We start from the raw sequence: 15,202 nt of genomic DNA on the forward strand, positions 1-15,202 counted from the left end.
CCTCCTTACGGAGGCGTTTTTTTTGCCTGCGCCAGCGCCTACGCGGCCTGGCGAATGCGGGCAACCAGCGCCTCTTCATCCGCAATATGGTCAGCGGCCAGCATCAGGGTGCGCCCCAGCGCCAGCGCGCTGTGCAGACAGGCGTTGCGCATCTCCTCATCATCAATACCGGAAAAATCACTCAGCGTGATAGCGCTGAGGCTGCGCCGGATCAGCGCTGCACCGCTGTAGCCGAGAGCGTCATGCCAGACCGACTGCAGCAGCAGCTGGTCACATCCGGGCCAGCTGAAGAGCGCTTCGCTGCCCACCCGGCGACGAAAGCTGGCGGAAAATCCGCGCCACAGCTGCTGAACCGCCTGCAGATGCTGCTCGCGCGCATCGGCGGCTTCGCGCAGCGGCAGCTGGCCGGGGGCAGCGCAGTAGTGGATCAGCAGATCGCTTAACGCCCCGCTGACGGCAAAACCGACAGGCGCAGCGCAGCCGTGCTCAGGCAGCTGCGTTTCAGGACGGGTAAGGAAACGCCAGCGCAGTACACCGAGGATTTGCTGCAGCGCCTCATCCTGCTGCAGTTCGGCCGCCAGCGCCTGCAGCGTAACCGGCACCGTCGCGGGCTGCCAGTTGAACAGCTGTTCCGCCAGCCGGCGTGCCGCTCCGTCATTTATCCCGGTTGATGCCGCCAGCAAAGTCTGCGCCAGCGCCTCGCCGGCGGCGCTGTTGTCATGAGGTTGTGCCATTACCTGCTCCTGTAAAAGCTGCATTTAGCCATCTAAGCGTCTCGATTGCCAAAGAGTAGCATCCTGATTATAGTGTCAGCAATACAGGGTTTCTTATCACGCTGCTTACGCGCAAGGCCAGCTTACTATGACGCCATTTGATCTTATTCCCGACAGCAAGCTTCCCGCGACCGGCACCACGATCTTTACGCAGATGAGCGCGCTTGCCGCCAGGCACAGCGCCATTAACCTTTCTCAGGGATTTCCCGATTTCAGCGGCCCCGCCCTGCTGCAGGCGCGGCTGGCGCATCACGTCAGTCAGGGAGCTAATCAGTATGCGCCGATGATCGGCACGCCGGAACTGCGCGACGCCATCGCGGATAAAACCGCCGGGCTTTATGGCTACCGGCCCGACGCTGGCAGCGACATTACCGTGACCAGCGGGGCGACGGAAGCGCTCTACGCTGCCATTACCGCGCTGGTGCGCCCCGGCGACGAAGTGATCTGCTTTGACCCCAGCTACGACAGCTATGCGCCCGCGGTAACGCTGGCGGGCGGCGTGATGCAGCGCATCGCCCTGCAGCCGCCTGAGTTTCGCGTCCCCTGGCCTGCGTTTCGCGATCGGCTCAGCGCACGTACGCGGCTGGTGATCCTGAATACGCCGCACAATCCCTCCGCTACCGTCTGGCAGCAGAGCGATCTGGAGGCGCTGTGGCAGGCGATTGCGGATCGGGAGATTTATGTGCTGAGCGATGAAGTGTATGAGCATATCTGTTTCAGCACGGCAGGCCACGCCAGCGTGCTGGCGCATGCCGGACTGCGCCAGCGCGCGGTCACCGTCTCCTCATTTGGCAAGACGTATCATATGACCGGCTGGAAAGTGGGCTACGCCATAGCGCCACCCGCTATCAGCGCCGAGCTGCGTAAGGTACATCAGTACCTGACCTTTTCCGTCAATACTCCGGCCCAGCTGGCGCTGGCGGATATGCTGCGTCAGCAGCCGGAACACTACCGGACGCTGCCTGAGTTTTACCGCGCGCGGCGCGATCGTCTGACGCAGACGCTGGCAGCCAGTCGCTTTCAGGTATTACCCTGCGAAGGCACCTATTTTTTACTGCTGGACTACAGCGCGATCTCCGATCTCGACGACGTCAGCTTCTGCGAGTGGCTGACCGGAGAGGCGGGCGTCGCTGCTATCCCGCTGTCGGTGTTCTGCGCTGATCCTTTCCCGCACCGGCTGATCCGCCTGTGCTTTGCCAAACAAGAGGCGACGCTTGACGCCGCCGCGGAGCGCCTGTGCAAACTTTGAAGATGACCCTGCTGCAGCAGCCGCTGAGCTGGATGAACGGCGCCGCTAACCTGCGTCACTTTGATCGGCTGCTGGAAAATCTGAGCGGACGCGATGTGATTGTGCTGCCGGAGATGTTTACGACCGGCTTTGCCATGGAGGCGGCACAGGCTTCGCTGCCGCAGCAGGAGGTGGTGGCCTGGCTGCAGCATCACGCGCGGGCCACCCAGGCGCTGATCGGCGGCAGCGCGGCCATTCAGACAGAAGCGGGTGCGGTAAACCGGTTTCTGCTGGTGGAGCCAGACGGCACGCTGCATCAGTATGACAAACGCCATCTGTTTCGTATGGCGGAGGAGCATCAGCACTATCTGCCGGGCGAACGCCGGGAGCTGGTTTACTGGCGCGGCTGGCGCATTCTGCCGCAGATTTGCTACGACCTGCGCTTTCCGGTGTTTTCCCGCAACCGCAACGATTACGATCTGGCGCTCTATGTGGCCAACTGGCCGGCTCCACGCGCGCATCACTGGCAGGCGCTGCTGATGGCGCGCGCCATCGAAAATCAGGCGTATATCGCCGGCTGTAACCGGGTGGGCAGCGACGGCAATCATCATCGCTACCGCGGCGACAGCCAGATTATCTCACCGCAGGGGGAGATCCTCGCAGCCGCTGAACCGTTCACCCCGGCACGTCTGGATGCGGAGCTGTCGCTGGAGGCGCTGCAGGCGTACCGCGAGCGCTTTCCGGCGTGGCGCGATGCTGATACGTGGACGCTGGGCTGAGCGACTGCGGCTGACAACAGGCAATCAGCCGCTGATTTTTATTTATCGGATTTAGTTTATCCGGCGAAAAAGCAGCGTTAACAACGCTGCTTTTTCAGGCCTGCATTTTCCCTCCATAAATCCTGCATCAGTAATCCGCACTACTTCGGTATACCAGCTAGTTATCACCATCTGTATCGCCAGTCCGCTGCAGAGCGCTTTGCAGCGTGATAGCTGGCCGCTACTGATAATTTCTGAAAACCCTTGCTGTTGTGCACTTTTTTATGGACCGGATTAATGAAGAGTAAATTGCGACTATTTCGCCATTCAGCGCTCAGTGTTGCGTTAATACTTTGTGGCTGTACCGTGCAGCCAGGTCAGGACCTGCCGCTGGCCAATAAAACGCTGGTTAACGATAACCGCGAGCGCTCTGACATTAACGCGCTGGTCAGGGTCACTCTGTTAAGTCCGGTAATGCTGCAACAGCTTAATGAAGCCGGTCAGCAAAACCGTTCAAAACATATTTTCCGGCTGCCGGAAGACGATTATTCTTATCGCATCGGCGTAGGTGATGTACTGAGTATTACCGTCTGGGATCATCCGGAAATTACGTCTCCGGCGGGTCAGTATCGTGACTCAACGGAAACCGGCAGCACTGTCCGACCTAACGGCACCCTCTATTTTCCCTATACGGGCAGCATCTACGTTCTTAATAAAACCACAGAACAGGTCAGGACGGAGATAACTGCACGACTTCACCACTACATTGAATCCCCGCAGGTTGATGTGAAAATAGCCGCTTTTCGCTCCCGGAAAGCGTATGTGAGTGGTGAAGTCGTTCGCTCCGGCCAGCAGCCCATTACTCATATTCCTCTGACCGTGCTTGACGCCATCAATGCCGCAGGCGGCCTGACGAAAGAGGCGGACTGGGAAAATGTCACACTGACGCATGATGCCGTGCAGTATCCGATATCTCTTAAATTGCTGTTAGAGAAGGGCGACCTGACACAAAATGCGCTGTTGCATCATGGCGATATTCTTTACATTCCGCGTAATGATTCCCGCAAAATTTTTGTCATGGGTGAAACCGGCGCGCAAAAAACATTACTGATGGACAGAAGCGGCATGACGCTGACAGAGGCTATCAGCAGTGCGCGGGGAATAGATCAGACTACGGCTGACGCCACAGGCGTTTTTGTCATCAGGCAATTAAAGGCGCCAGCAGAAAAAAGACTGGCTGATATTTATCAAATCAACCTGAAAAATGCGGCAGCGATGGCACTGGCCAGTGATTTCAAACTACAGCCCTATGATATTGTCTATGTTACCGCAACGCCACTGACGCGCTGGAACCGGGTTGTCAGGCAGCTTATACCTACCATAACCGCGGTTAATAAGCTCAGCACTGCCGTTAAAAAGATACCCTGAAAAAGGGTTAACTTCAGGCGTAAATGTTCCCGAGCGGCATTCAGGGTAGTGCTTAAATATAGCACTACCCTATTAAGCATTCATGTTATTTGAAATCGACAGCCATCAATTCAGAAAGTGATTTTTCTTTTACTGAGTTATGGCAGACCGCAATATAATCGGTAAATCTTGGTGAGGCTGGCATGCCGAGCTTCAGGATTTTTTCATTATCAAAAGTCACGTTTAACTTTGAAAACTCGCCATACAGACTCATAGATTTCAGTACGATCCTTTCATTACAGTCGCCAAAAAGCGTTTTGAAATTATGCTTTTCCCGGGATAACTCTTTATAGCCGACTTTTTTATAATCGGCCGAGACGGGTCGGGAGCCTGAAGCCAGCGCCATAGCACGATCAATCTCTGCAAACGTTACGCTGCTCTCTCTACCGGAGGAGATATGATAAACCGGATGATCGAGTTCAGCTGCCTGAAGCAGCCTGACTATGGTTTTGGCGCAGTAATCTACCGGTATAACATCGATTTTGTCATCAAGGTTGCACATGAACTTGCCCAGTCTGAGCGCCATGCGAAACACCCAAAAAATGCTGGCGGAGGGAATACACCCATGCTCAGTATGCCCTACAACAATAGAGGGGCGTGCAATAATTAACGGGAATCCCGGCAGGTGCTCTTTTATCATCTGCTCTACCGTCGATTTGCTCCAGGTATACTCTACAATATGATCTTTTCTTTGCGTGGGCGCGATCGCTTCTGTCACATGGCTGTCAGGTTCAGGCGTACATGACATTGCTGTACCTACATGAATAAAGCGTTTTAATCCCTTTACTTTACTCATGCGGCTGGCAAGCTGAAACGTGCCCTCAACGTTTACTTTCCAGATTAACGGATTATTACCAAAGGAAGCGATAGCGGCACAGTTAATCACCTTTTCCACATCGTTCAGCCTGAGGTCTGCAATAAAAGTTTCCGGCTTTGATAAATCGCCTTCTATGATTTGTTGCGCTGAAATGGTATTTAGCTGAGCGGGGCTGATGCCAAACTTAGCTAAATTCTCCTTAACCCGTTCCAGGGCACTACTCTCTGCATCGCCTCGCGCAAGAAGAAGCAATCTCTCTGGGTTCTCATTTATTATTAACTCAGCAGCAATAGCACCACCCAAAAAGCCGGTAGCCCCTGTAACCAGTATTTTTTTCATCTCTTTTCTCTTTAATTATGACACAGCAGACATAAGCTGCCCTGGCGAATAGCGCTAAATAGCGCATTCACCCTTTAAATGGAATCTATTATTTGAATATATTGCATCATTTCTGATGACAGATATTAGTCTTTACTCTATAAAAAAAGTTCACTCTTTCACTAAGCATTATCGCCATTATTTTTATTTCGCTTCGCATCCCATTCTTTTTTCAGAATGGCATACACCAGCGTATCGTCATAACGCGCCTCACCATGTTCAGTGATGAAACTGACGAACTCTTTAAAGCACGCTTCCTGCCGCATATGTAAGCGAACGCAGAGATTGCGCGAAGGAACATTATAATCTTCCACCCAGGCATAAATCCGCCGGGCATATTTCTGCTTAAAAAGATAATCAAACAGTGCCGCCACCAATTCACGGGCATATCCCTGACCGTGAAATGCCGGAGAGAAATGCCAGCCCGCTGACCAGGTGTGCCTGTCAGGTTCATCATTCCCGTTCTCAGCAAAAAGATGGCCTATTAACTGATTGTTCTCTTGCAGGCATACGGCAAACTGACTTTTATCTGTCGATCGTTTTTCCGCTTCCAGATAAGCAGCCGCCAGCGACGCTACTCTTTCATCATAAAAGCAGGGAGTGGCCGGCTCATGAAGATAACTGAATAATGCTGTGCCATCGTCCCGACAAAAGCGACGAATAATCAGTCTTGAAGTGGTAATAATATTCATTATGCCTCGCGCTACCATGTGATAAAACGATTGATTACTGAAGCTTGTCTGCAGATACCACTGTGCTACTCCGCCCTTTTCTTAACAAAACGCATCACTATGGTAAAAAATACGGGTACAAAAAATATTGTCAGTAGCGTACCGCTGATCATACCGCCAAATACGCCTGTGCCGATGGCATGCTGTGTACTATCGCTTGCGCCACTGGCAAGCATGAGTGGAACAACGCCAAGCGTAAAGGCCAGGGAGGTCATTATAATCGGACGCAGGCGCTGTTTTGACGCAGTCAGAATCGCCACCGTCAGGGTCTCACCCTGTTGCCGTAAATGGCGGGCAAATTCTATAATCAGGATGGCATTTTTGGCCGAAAGCCCAATCAGGGTAATCAGTCCGACTTTAAAGAATACGTCATTCGTCATCTGTGCCATGGCAACCGCAATTACAGCCCCTATCAGCCCGAGCGGTACAACCAACATAACGGCCACTGGCACAGACCAGCTTTCATAGAGCGCTGCCAGCACCATAAATACCACCAACACGGAAAGCACAATCAGTAACGGAAGCTGTTTTGCAGACGCCTTTTCCTGCAGCGAACTGCCGGCCCACTCGCCAGCAAACCCCTCCGGTAAATGTTGCGCCAGCTGGTCAATGACCTGCATGGCGGTGCCGCTGGAGACGCCGGGCGCAGCGCTGCCGGTAATACGGATAGCGGGATAGCCCTGATAGCGATTCAGCTGTTGCGGCGCAACGCCCCAGCCGATCGACGCAAAGCTGGATAGTGCCACCATCTGGCCGCTGCGGTTTTTGACCCAGCTCTGCAGCAGCTGCTCAGGCTGCATGCGGTATGCTGCATCCGCCTGGACGATAACCTGCTGTACCCGCCCCTGGCTAACATAATCATTGACGTAACTGGACCCGGCGATAACGGAGAGAGTCTGGTTTATCTCGTCGAATGAAACGCCCAGCGCCTCTGCCTTTTCCCGGTCGATCTTCAGCGACAGGCTGGTGCCGTCCGGTAAACCGTCGATATACGCTTCTGCCAGCGCAGGATGATGGCCTGCACGCCGTATCAGTTCGTCGGTAGCCTGTTTCAGCGCTTTATAGCCCCGCCCTCCCCGATCCTGCACATAGTAGGTAAAGCCTGAAGAGGTTCCCAGATCGGCAATGGCAGGTGGCAGCAAACTCATCGTAACGCCATCCGCCACGCTTTCCATCTGCTGCTGGATATAACTCGCTTCAGCCTGCGCGCTGCTGCCGCCACGTTCCTTTGACGCTTTCAGCGTCGTAAACGCCATCGCCGTGTTAGGACCAGAGCCTGAAAAGCCAAAACCCAGGATCATGATGTTATTTTTAATGGCTGGCCGTTGCGCTATTTCATGCTCAAATTTTTCAACCACGTTAAGTGTCCTTTGCATCGTGGCGTCGGAAGGCAGCTGAAGAGACGACATGAAATAGCCCTGATCTTCTTCAGGCAAAAACGAGGATGGCAACGTAGCTAAACCGGCCAGCAGTGCCATACAGAGCGCCAGATAGATCAACATCATCCTGCCGGTTCGTTTGAGAAGTGCGCGGATGCCCGATTCATAGTGAACCGTAAGCGCATTGAAATGCCGGTTAAAGCGGGCTGAAAATGTCCGGTCGCTGCTTAAGCGACTATCGTGCGGCCTGAGCAGAGTAGCGCACAATGCGGGCGTCAGCGTCAGCGCAAGAAAGGCTGACAGCAGAATGGACACCGACATCGAAATGCAGAACTGACGATAGATGATTCCGGTTGATCCGCTGGCAAAGCCCATGGGAATGAAGACGGCAGTGAGTACCAGCGTAATGCCAATGATCGCTGGCGTGATCTCGCGCATCGCTTCCTGGGTCGCTTCACGGGGTGACAGCTTTTTTTCTGCCATCAGACGCTCGACGTTTTCTACTACCACAATGGCGTCATCAACAATAATGCCGATAGCCAGCACCATGCCAAACATTGTCAGAATATTGATGGAATATCCGCACAGCAGCATCACGGTTAACGTGCCCAGCAGCGCAACCGGTGCCACAATAGCCGGAATAAGCGTACAGCGAATTTTATGCAGAAAGAGCAGCATAACCAGAAATACCAGCACCATCGCTTCTGCAAAGGTCTCCACCACTTTGATAATGGAGAGTTTTACAAAGGGTGCGGTGTCAAAAGGCACGGTAAAGCTTATTCCCTCAGGCAGCGAGCCGGTGAGCGCCTTAAGCCGGTTATGAATGCCCGATGCAGTGCTGATGGCGTTAGCGCCGGGTGCCAGCTGAATCGCGGCAGCCGTGGCTGGCAAGCCATTATCGCGTATGCCGAATGCATAGCTCTGTAATCCGGATTCAACGCGCGCCACATCTGCAAGCCTGAGGCGTGCGCCGGTTGCATCGGACCGGATGGTAATATTACCAAACGCCTCCGCAGACGTAAGCTGGCCCCTTACCGTGATAGGCCAGGTTACCGCCTGCCCGTCGATGGCTGGCTCGTCGCCGGTTCTACCCGGCGAAACAATGACGTTTTGCTGACTGATTGCCGTAAGCACTTCCGTGACAGAAAGTTTATAATCGTGCAGCCGTACCGGATCCAGCCAGATGCGCAGCGCTTTTTCACTGCCAAACAGCTGAATTTTGCCGACCCCCGGTACCCGCCGCAGTTCGTCCGCAATATTGCGGGCAAAGTAATCACTTAAATCCGCTTCCTGAAACGCACCGTTTCGGGATTGCAGACCCACCATCATCAGAAAGCCGGCATTTGCCGCTTCAACATTAATCCCATTCTGGCGGACAGATTGCGGGAGCCGTGGCTCAATCGTTTTAAGCTGGTTTTGCAGATCCATCTGCGCCAGTTTGATATCAGTACCCGGTTTAAAGGTAACCGTAATGGAAGCCATGCCCGTCGTGTCACTGGATGACTCAAAGTAGAGCAGATGATCAACGCCTGATATCTCGCGCTCTATTAGCGACACCACCGAGGTGTTCATGACCTCTGCGTTTGCGCCCGGATAGCTCACTGAAATGATCAGGCTGGGAGGCGCAACAGCAGGATATTGAGCAACCGGCAGATGCGGAATCGATAAAACGCCACTGAGAACGATAAACAGAGCAATAACCCAGGCGAAAACCGGGCGGTGAATAAAAAATAGCGGCATTATATTTATCTCATACTCAGCAACTGACTACAGCACGCTTCTGCCCGCAACAAACCTGTTGCGCAGTGACAACCAGACAGGGAGGCAGTTTAAAGCGCCATTGTTTAGGCTGTATGTGAGGTTTATGGATAGATTATGGAGCAAAAAACCTTAAAATAACGGCTAGTAAATAGCATTAATTATTCTCATCATCAGACAGAGCGGAGAGCCGCAGAAAAATAAAATCAAAAAACATTCATAATAAAATAGTAATTCATTTAATCCCGGATGCAGATTCAGCATGCTGGAGAAAAATGACACCAGCCACAGCATTATCATCAGCAGCCAGAATGCAATAATGAGTATCTCTTTTAATGCACCGGACCTCTTCTGCATCACCAGCAGTAAAGCGGCTGCCACAATAGAGAGATAGATCAATGGTGACGCCATAAGCGTATGCGATACCCGGTCGTCAGCGGCGTGCGCCAGTATAAGCCAGAGATAAAGTAGTCCCCATGAAACTGAGATAAAAGGTACCAGCACACGTAATCTTTTGATAAAAACATCCTGAAGGCCATTCATCTCTTCTGTATCTCTGTTAGCGCCTGTCATCGGGTATCCTGTTCTCTTTTACGCTCAATTAATGAAAAACCAGAGAGGCATGCCTGTTTTTTTCATTATCTCATTACACTATGGAGTGTTTATCTGTGGTTTGTGGAGATAGCATTAAGATCCCCCGGCGCGTGCAGATAAGGCAGCGGCAAAGAAATAGGGTCAGCCTTATGAAACTTTTTTTAAACCAGCCTGTCCTGATGAGATATCAGTTACCTTTTTGAGCAAAAGATTATGCTGCCTGCTTCTGCCTACCGGCCAGCCAGCATTACCTGGCTCTTTCGGAGAATAAATGAATAGCGGCTTTTTAATTCTTGTTGCTGAAGATGATGATGAAATAGCAGATATATTAATGAGCTATTTGCAGCGAGCAGGCATGAGCAGCCTGCGGGCAGCCAATGGCGAGCAGGCCATCAGTCTGAGCCGGTTGAAAAAGCCCGACCTGATTTTGCTGGATATCAACCTTCCCCTGCTTGATGGCTGGAACGTCATGACCACGCTGCGTAAAGAGAGCAACGTGCCGGTTATTATGGTCACCGCTCTCGATCAGGATATCGATAAACTGATGGGGTTAAGGCTGGGGGCTGATGATTATGTCATCAAACCTTTCAACCCTTCCGAAGTCATTGCCCGGGTTGAGGCTGTCCTCAGACGAGCCGCGCGTAATGTGCCAGCTGAGGCAGCCAGGCCAATACGAACAGCTCATATCACTATTTATCCTGACGACTTTTATCTGGAAATTAAAGCCGGAGAGAGCGTCATAACGCCGGTACTCACCACAACCGAGTTTAAACTTTTGACCTATCTGGCAAAAAGTCCACGTAAAGTCTGTTCCCGTGAAGAGCTACTCAACGCCTGTCTGCCTGAGGGAGACACACTCGACAGAACGGTAGATAGCCATATGAGTAAACTGCGTAAAAAACTTGAGCATGCCGGTCTGATGGGTGTGCCGGAAAGTATCAGAGGGATGGGTTATCGTTTGGGAGAAAGTCAATGAGCCGGGAGCCTGTGCTCAGTCGCCAGATACTCACCTATATGCTGTCGCTGACTTTCATTATTGTTACTATATCAGTTGCAGGCTCATGGCTGTTTTATACCTTTATCACTGACTATATTCCTGGCGAAAATACAGCAGGTGCAGAAGAGTCTATGAACCTGTGGGACTGGATATGGGTTCTGGTTATGACGCTCTCCAGTCTGGTTATCTCTCTGTTTTTTACGGTGAAGCTCTCTGCGCGCATACTGACTCCGCTGAACACGATTGCTTCCAGCCTGAAAAAGATATCTGCCGGTGATTTAGGCGCCCGGGCGCTCTGCACAACCTCAATGCTGGGCGAGATCAACAGCCTGGTAAAAGATTTTAATGAAATGGCGGAGAAGCTGCAGACGCTCGATGAGCAGAGAAATCTGTGGAATGCGGCCATCGCACACGAACTCAGGACACCGGTTACTATATTACGCGGCCGTTTACAGGGGCTGGTGGAGGGCGTTTTTGGCCCCGACCCGCTTCTGTTTGAAAAGCTGCTCAGACAAACCGAAGGCTTAAACAGACTGATTGAAGATTTACGCGTGGTCAGCTCTGCAGGCGGAGCTGGCTACCTGCTGGATCCGCATGAAACCGATTTGCAGCAGCTGATTACACATGCCATTGACGTATTTACGCCGGAATTTGAAAACAAAGGCTTTACGGTTATCACTGAACTCACTCCACAGCTCTGCGTCTGTGATGCTTTGCGCATGACACAGTGCCTGACCGTGCTGTTTGATAATGCGCTGCACTACTCCACATCACGCACCCTGGTGATAAAAAATGGTATGACAGAGAGAGAGAATTACATTCTTGTTCAGGATGAAGGCCCTGGTATTCCACCTGAATTTCAGCCACTGCTGTTTCAGCCTTTTCAGCGCGGGATAAGTGCCAGAGAGGCGAATCCAAAAGGATGTGGTCTGGGGCTCTCTGTCGTCCGGGCTATTATGCAGGCACACGGCGGCAATGCCACTTGCGTGGTAACGTCACAGCAGCATTCCATTTTCCGGCTTGCCTGGCCAGTTGGGCATACCTGATCTGCGCTACAGGCTGTTTTTCGTCACATAAAAAACCGGAAGCGCGCGGCTTCCGGTTCTTTTTTTGCAGATTTGTCAGGCGCGATGCAGCGCAGGATAATTACGCCAGATCGAAACGGTCCAGGTTCATCACTTTCGTCCAGGCGGCCACAAAGTCATGGACAAATTTCTGCTTCGCATCGCTGCTGGCGTACACTTCCGCCAGCGCGCGCAGGATGGCGTTAGAGCCGAACACCAGATCGGCGCGCGTGGCGTGATATTTCACTGCACCGCTTTCACGATCGCGTCCTTCAAACAGCTCCGCGCGTTCATCAGTGGCGCGCCATGCGGTGCGCATATCGAGCAGATTGACAAAAAAGTCGTTGCTCAGCACGCCCGGGCGATCGGTAAAAACGCCGTGCTGACTGCCGTCATAGTTGGTGCCGAGCACGCGCAGGCCGCCCAGCAGCGCCGTCAGCTCCGGCGCACTCAGCGTCAGCTGCTGCGCTTTATCCAGCAGCAGAGTCTCCGTTGAGGAACCGCTCTGCACGCGACGATAGTTACGGAAGCCATCGGCCAGCGGCTGAAGCACGTTAAACGACTCAATATCGGTCTGATCCTGACGCGCATCCACGCGGCCTGGCATAAACGGCACCTGTACCGCCACGCCAGCGGCGGCTGCCGCCTGCTCAATACCGACGCTGCCCGCCAGCACAAGGATATCCGCCAGTGAGAGCTTGCCGGACGCCTGCTGGATCTGCTGCAAGACCGGCAGCACATCGCTTACCACGCCGGCATTGACCGCCCAGCCGTTCTGCGGTGCCAGCGCCAGACGCGCGCCGTTGGCCCCTCCGCGCTTATCGCCGCCACGGAACGTTGAAGCGGATGCCCAGGCCACGGAGACCAGCTGGCTGACGCTCAGGCCCGACGCGGCGATCTGCGCTTTAGCCTGCGCAATATCATCAGCGCCAGGCTGATGCACCGGCTGCGGTAACGGATCCTGCCACAGCAGATCCTCTTTCGGTACTTCCGGGCCGAGGTAGCGCGCTTTGGGTCCCATATCGCGGTGAGTCAGCTTGAACCAGGCGCGGGCGAACGCTTCATTAAACGCCTGCGGATCGTTCAGGAAGCGGCGCGAGATCTTCTCAAACTCCGGATCGAAACGCAGCGTCAGATCGGTCACCAGCATGGTGGGCTTGCGCTTTTTCTCCGGATCAAACGGATCGGGGATGATCGCTTCTGCGTCCGCCGCTTCAAACTGAATTGCGCCCGCGGGGCTGTGCGTCTGCACCCACTCATATTTGAACAGGTTCTCAAAGAAGTAGTTGCTCCACTGGGTTGGCGTCTGCGTCCAGACCACTTCCAGACCGGAGGTGATGGCATCTGCGCCGGCGCCGCTGCCGTAGCTGTTGTGCCAGCCAAAGCCCTGCGCTTCAATCGGTGAGGCTTCAGGATCGACATCAAGGTGGCTGGCGGCCGCCGCCCCGTGCGTTTTACCCAGCGTATGCCCGCCTGCGATAAGCGCGACGATCTCTTCATCGTTCATGCCCATGTTGCCAAAGGTGGCGCGGATCGCCGGTGCTGCAGAACGCGGATCGCCGCTCGCTTCCGGGCCCTCAGGGTTCACATAGATCAGGCCCATTTCGGTGGCGCCCAGCGGGGCATTTGCAAGGCTCTCAGGATGACGGTGCGCCAGCCACTCTTTTTCATGGCCCCAGTCCACATCCATATCCGGCTCCCAGACATCCTCACGACCGGCACCAAAACCAAAGGTACGGAACCCGGCGTTCTCCAGGGAGACGTTACCCGCCAGAATGTAGAGATCGGCCCAGGAAATTTTCTGGCCATACTTCTGTTTTACCGGCCAGAGCAGGCGTCGTGCTTTATCAAGGCTGACGTTATCGGGCCAGGCGTTGAGCGGCGCAAAGCGCTGCTGTCCGCGTCCGGAGCCGCCGCGGCCATCAATGGTGCGGTAGGTACCGGCGCTGTGCCACGCCATACGAATAAACAGGCCAATGTAACTGCCCCAGTCGGCGGGCCACCAGGATTGTGAATCGGTCAGCAGCGCGCGGATATCCGCTTTTAGTGCCGCGTAGTCAAGCTGGCTGAACGCTTCGCGGTAGCTGAAATTTTCATCCAGCGGATTAGAGCGGCTGGAGTGCTGATTCAGCAGGTCGACCCGCAGCATATTAGGCCACCAGTCGCGGTTCGAGGTGCCGCTGCCGGCGCCGCGTGCAAGCACGCTCTTCTCTTCTGACGCTCCATGATGAAAAGGACATTTTCCGGACGCTGCAGCATTATCGTTATGTTCTGGCGTGCTCATTATTCGGCTCCATTGGCTTCACGTTTTGCGGTTAAGATAGCGGCACTCAGGAGCAGAATATATTTGGATGGACCGAAAGCTTTGATAGCTTTTGTCTTTCAAAAAGAGGTTTTGTGACAGGCTGCACAAAATGAAGCGCGGCCGTTCAGCTGCCGCGATAGGTGGACCAGGACCAGGGGGAGATCAGAAACGGCAGATGATAATGGCTGCCCGCCCGTCCGATAACAAAGTCTATCTGCGCGCTGACATAGAGCGCATCGCGCCCGTCAGCGGCAAAATAGTCGCCAATCTCTGCCGTCAGCCGGTAGTGCCCTGGCGCTAAGGGTTCCGGTGTCAAATCGCTGATACGCCCGTCACGATCGGTTTCTCCTTCACTGACCGGAAACCACCCTTCCGGGCTGTTCTGCTCCAGCGAGACGGCAACGCCTGCGGCCGGTGTGCCGAGCGCGGTATCGAGAATATGCGTGGTGATGGTGCTCATATGATGCTCTCCTTAAGCCGTAACAGGGTAATTTCCCGCAGCTGCGCCAGCGTCTCCTGCTGTTCGCACGCCTTATTATTGTTAAGCCTGCGCTGCAACTCTGCCAGCATCTGCTCCGCACTGCGTCCGCTGGCCCGGATCAGAAATACCCGGCCAAAGCGTGCTTCATAGGCCTGATTCCCTGCGCGCATCGCAAGCTGCAGGTCGCGGTCTGCCTGCTGCATCGCAGCCTGCTCCTGACGCGACAGCGTGGCCTCATGCGCCGTACCCTGGGCTGCTTCACCAATACGCGGATGGGCGCTGAGCGCCTGATCCAGCTCCGCCTGTTGCCAGCGCTGCGCCAGCTGCTGCGCCCGCTCTGCGAGCGCGCTCAGGGACGCATAGGGCCGTGCGGCCACCAGCGCCTGCTGCCAGGCAGGAATGGCGACGCAGTGCGCGATCGCCTGACGGGCGTCAGCCTCATCCGCCTGATTAAACTCATTCAGCTTCATGC

General features: G+C 54.2%; 13 protein-coding genes. 5 read left to right on the forward strand and 8 right to left on the reverse strand.

Features of this window, described 5'->3' with window-relative positions; all coding sequences use genetic code 11:
- Positions 1-38: 38 nt before the first annotated feature.
- Entirely contained in the window at positions 39-734 is a 696-nt protein-coding gene (locus B4M48_RS15590) for a hypothetical protein (RefSeq protein ID WP_052246470.1), read from the reverse strand.
- Positions 735-861: 127 nt separating this feature from the next.
- Between B4M48_RS15590 and B4M48_RS15595 the strand changes: the two genes are divergently transcribed.
- The 3 genes from B4M48_RS15595 (at position 862) to B4M48_RS15605 (ending at position 4,187) form a co-directional block, all read left to right on the forward strand.
- Complete coding sequence (locus B4M48_RS15595) at positions 862-2,022, forward strand: pyridoxal phosphate-dependent aminotransferase (protein ID WP_288657168.1); 1,161 nt, start codon at positions 862-864, stop codon at positions 2,020-2,022.
- Positions 2,010-2,780, forward strand: a complete 771-nt coding sequence (locus B4M48_RS15600; protein ID WP_139239664.1) for an amidohydrolase — start codon at positions 2,010-2,012, stop codon at positions 2,778-2,780. Before B4M48_RS15595 ends, B4M48_RS15600 begins: the two co-directional genes overlap by 13 nt.
- A 276-nt stretch (positions 2,781-3,056) precedes the next feature.
- Positions 3,057-4,187 (forward strand): polysaccharide export protein, encoded by a 1,131-nt coding sequence (locus tag B4M48_RS15605; protein ID WP_052246469.1) that lies wholly within the window; start codon positions 3,057-3,059, stop codon positions 4,185-4,187.
- Between the two features lie 85 nt (positions 4,188-4,272).
- On the opposite strand, the gene B4M48_RS15610 is transcribed toward B4M48_RS15605, so the two are convergent.
- From B4M48_RS15610 to B4M48_RS15625, 4 genes are all read right to left on the reverse strand, one after another.
- Positions 4,273-5,382, reverse strand: coding sequence for an SDR family oxidoreductase (locus B4M48_RS15610; protein WP_288657172.1), 1,110 nt, complete (start codon positions 5,380-5,382; stop codon positions 4,273-4,275).
- 161 nt (positions 5,383-5,543) lie between these two features.
- Entirely contained in the window at positions 5,544-6,113 is a 570-nt protein-coding gene (locus tag B4M48_RS15615) for a GNAT family N-acetyltransferase (protein WP_288657174.1), read from the reverse strand.
- 65 nt (positions 6,114-6,178) lie between these two features.
- Positions 6,179-9,271 (reverse strand): multidrug efflux RND transporter permease subunit, encoded by a 3,093-nt coding sequence (locus B4M48_RS15620; RefSeq protein ID WP_288657177.1) that lies wholly within the window; start codon positions 9,269-9,271, stop codon positions 6,179-6,181.
- A gap of 162 nt (positions 9,272-9,433) precedes the next feature.
- Positions 9,434-9,862 carry a transporter gene (locus B4M48_RS15625; protein WP_288657180.1) on the reverse strand — a complete coding sequence of 143 codons (429 nt, stop codon included), beginning with the start codon at positions 9,860-9,862 and terminating at the stop codon, positions 9,434-9,436.
- Positions 9,863-10,154: 292 nt separating this feature from the next.
- On the opposite strand from B4M48_RS15625, the gene B4M48_RS15630 reads away from it, so the two are divergent.
- On the forward strand, positions 10,155-10,859 hold the full coding sequence (locus B4M48_RS15630; protein ID WP_039382845.1) for a response regulator: 705 nt from the start codon (positions 10,155-10,157) through the stop codon (positions 10,857-10,859).
- Positions 10,856-11,926, forward strand: coding sequence for an ATP-binding protein (locus B4M48_RS15635; protein WP_071668483.1), 1,071 nt, complete (start codon positions 10,856-10,858; stop codon positions 11,924-11,926). The genes B4M48_RS15630 and B4M48_RS15635 overlap by 4 nt, the downstream gene beginning before the upstream one ends.
- A 100-nt stretch (positions 11,927-12,026) precedes the next feature.
- Here the strand turns inward: B4M48_RS15635 and katG are convergent, their stop codons facing one another.
- From katG to uraD, 3 genes are all read right to left on the reverse strand, one after another.
- On the reverse strand, positions 12,027-14,228 hold the full coding sequence (gene katG / locus B4M48_RS15640) for a catalase/peroxidase HPI (protein WP_250341051.1): 2,202 nt from the start codon (positions 14,226-14,228) through the stop codon (positions 12,027-12,029).
- Positions 14,229-14,373: 145 nt separating this feature from the next.
- Entirely contained in the window at positions 14,374-14,709 is a 336-nt protein-coding gene (gene uraH / locus B4M48_RS15645) for a hydroxyisourate hydrolase (RefSeq protein WP_071668481.1), read from the reverse strand.
- Positions 14,706-15,200 (reverse strand): 2-oxo-4-hydroxy-4-carboxy-5-ureidoimidazoline decarboxylase, encoded by a 495-nt coding sequence (uraD, locus tag B4M48_RS15650; RefSeq protein WP_039382840.1) that lies wholly within the window; start codon positions 15,198-15,200, stop codon positions 14,706-14,708. Before uraD ends, uraH begins: the two co-directional genes overlap by 4 nt.
- Positions 15,201-15,202: the final 2 nt, after the last annotated feature.

The sequence above is a fragment of the Pantoea sp. UBA6567 genome (assembly GCF_002434165.1).
Taxonomy (GTDB): Bacteria; Pseudomonadota; Gammaproteobacteria; order Enterobacterales; family Enterobacteriaceae; genus Pantoea; species Pantoea eucrina.

Coding starts and splice junctions, on each gene's coding strand:
- B4M48_RS15595 (WP_288657168.1), top strand. CDS start 862: ATGACGCCATTTGATCTTATTCCCGACAGCAAGCTTCCCGCGACCGGC.
- B4M48_RS15635 (WP_071668483.1), top strand. CDS start 10,856: ATGAGCCGGGAGCCTGTGCTCAGTCGCCAGATACTCACCTATATGCTG.
- B4M48_RS15615 (WP_288657174.1), bottom strand. CDS start 6,113: ATGAATATTATTACCACTTCAAGACTGATTATTCGTCGCTTTTGTCGG.
- uraD (WP_039382840.1), bottom strand. CDS start 15,200: ATGAAGCTGAATGAGTTTAATCAGGCGGATGAGGCTGACGCCCGTCAG.
- B4M48_RS15590 (WP_052246470.1), bottom strand. CDS start 734: ATGGCACAACCTCATGACAACAGCGCCGCCGGCGAGGCGCTGGCGCAG.
- B4M48_RS15620 (WP_288657177.1), bottom strand. CDS start 9,271: ATGCCGCTATTTTTTATTCACCGCCCGGTTTTCGCCTGGGTTATTGCT.
- katG (WP_250341051.1), bottom strand. CDS start 14,228: ATGAGCACGCCAGAACATAACGATAATGCTGCAGCGTCCGGAAAATGT.
- B4M48_RS15610 (WP_288657172.1), bottom strand. CDS start 5,382: ATGAAAAAAATACTGGTTACAGGGGCTACCGGCTTTTTGGGTGGTGCT.
- B4M48_RS15625 (WP_288657180.1), bottom strand. CDS start 9,862: ATGACAGGCGCTAACAGAGATACAGAAGAGATGAATGGCCTTCAGGAT.
- uraH (WP_071668481.1), bottom strand. CDS start 14,709: ATGAGCACCATCACCACGCATATTCTCGATACCGCGCTCGGCACACCG.
- B4M48_RS15630 (WP_039382845.1), top strand. CDS start 10,155: ATGAATAGCGGCTTTTTAATTCTTGTTGCTGAAGATGATGATGAAATA.
- B4M48_RS15605 (WP_052246469.1), top strand. CDS start 3,057: ATGAAGAGTAAATTGCGACTATTTCGCCATTCAGCGCTCAGTGTTGCG.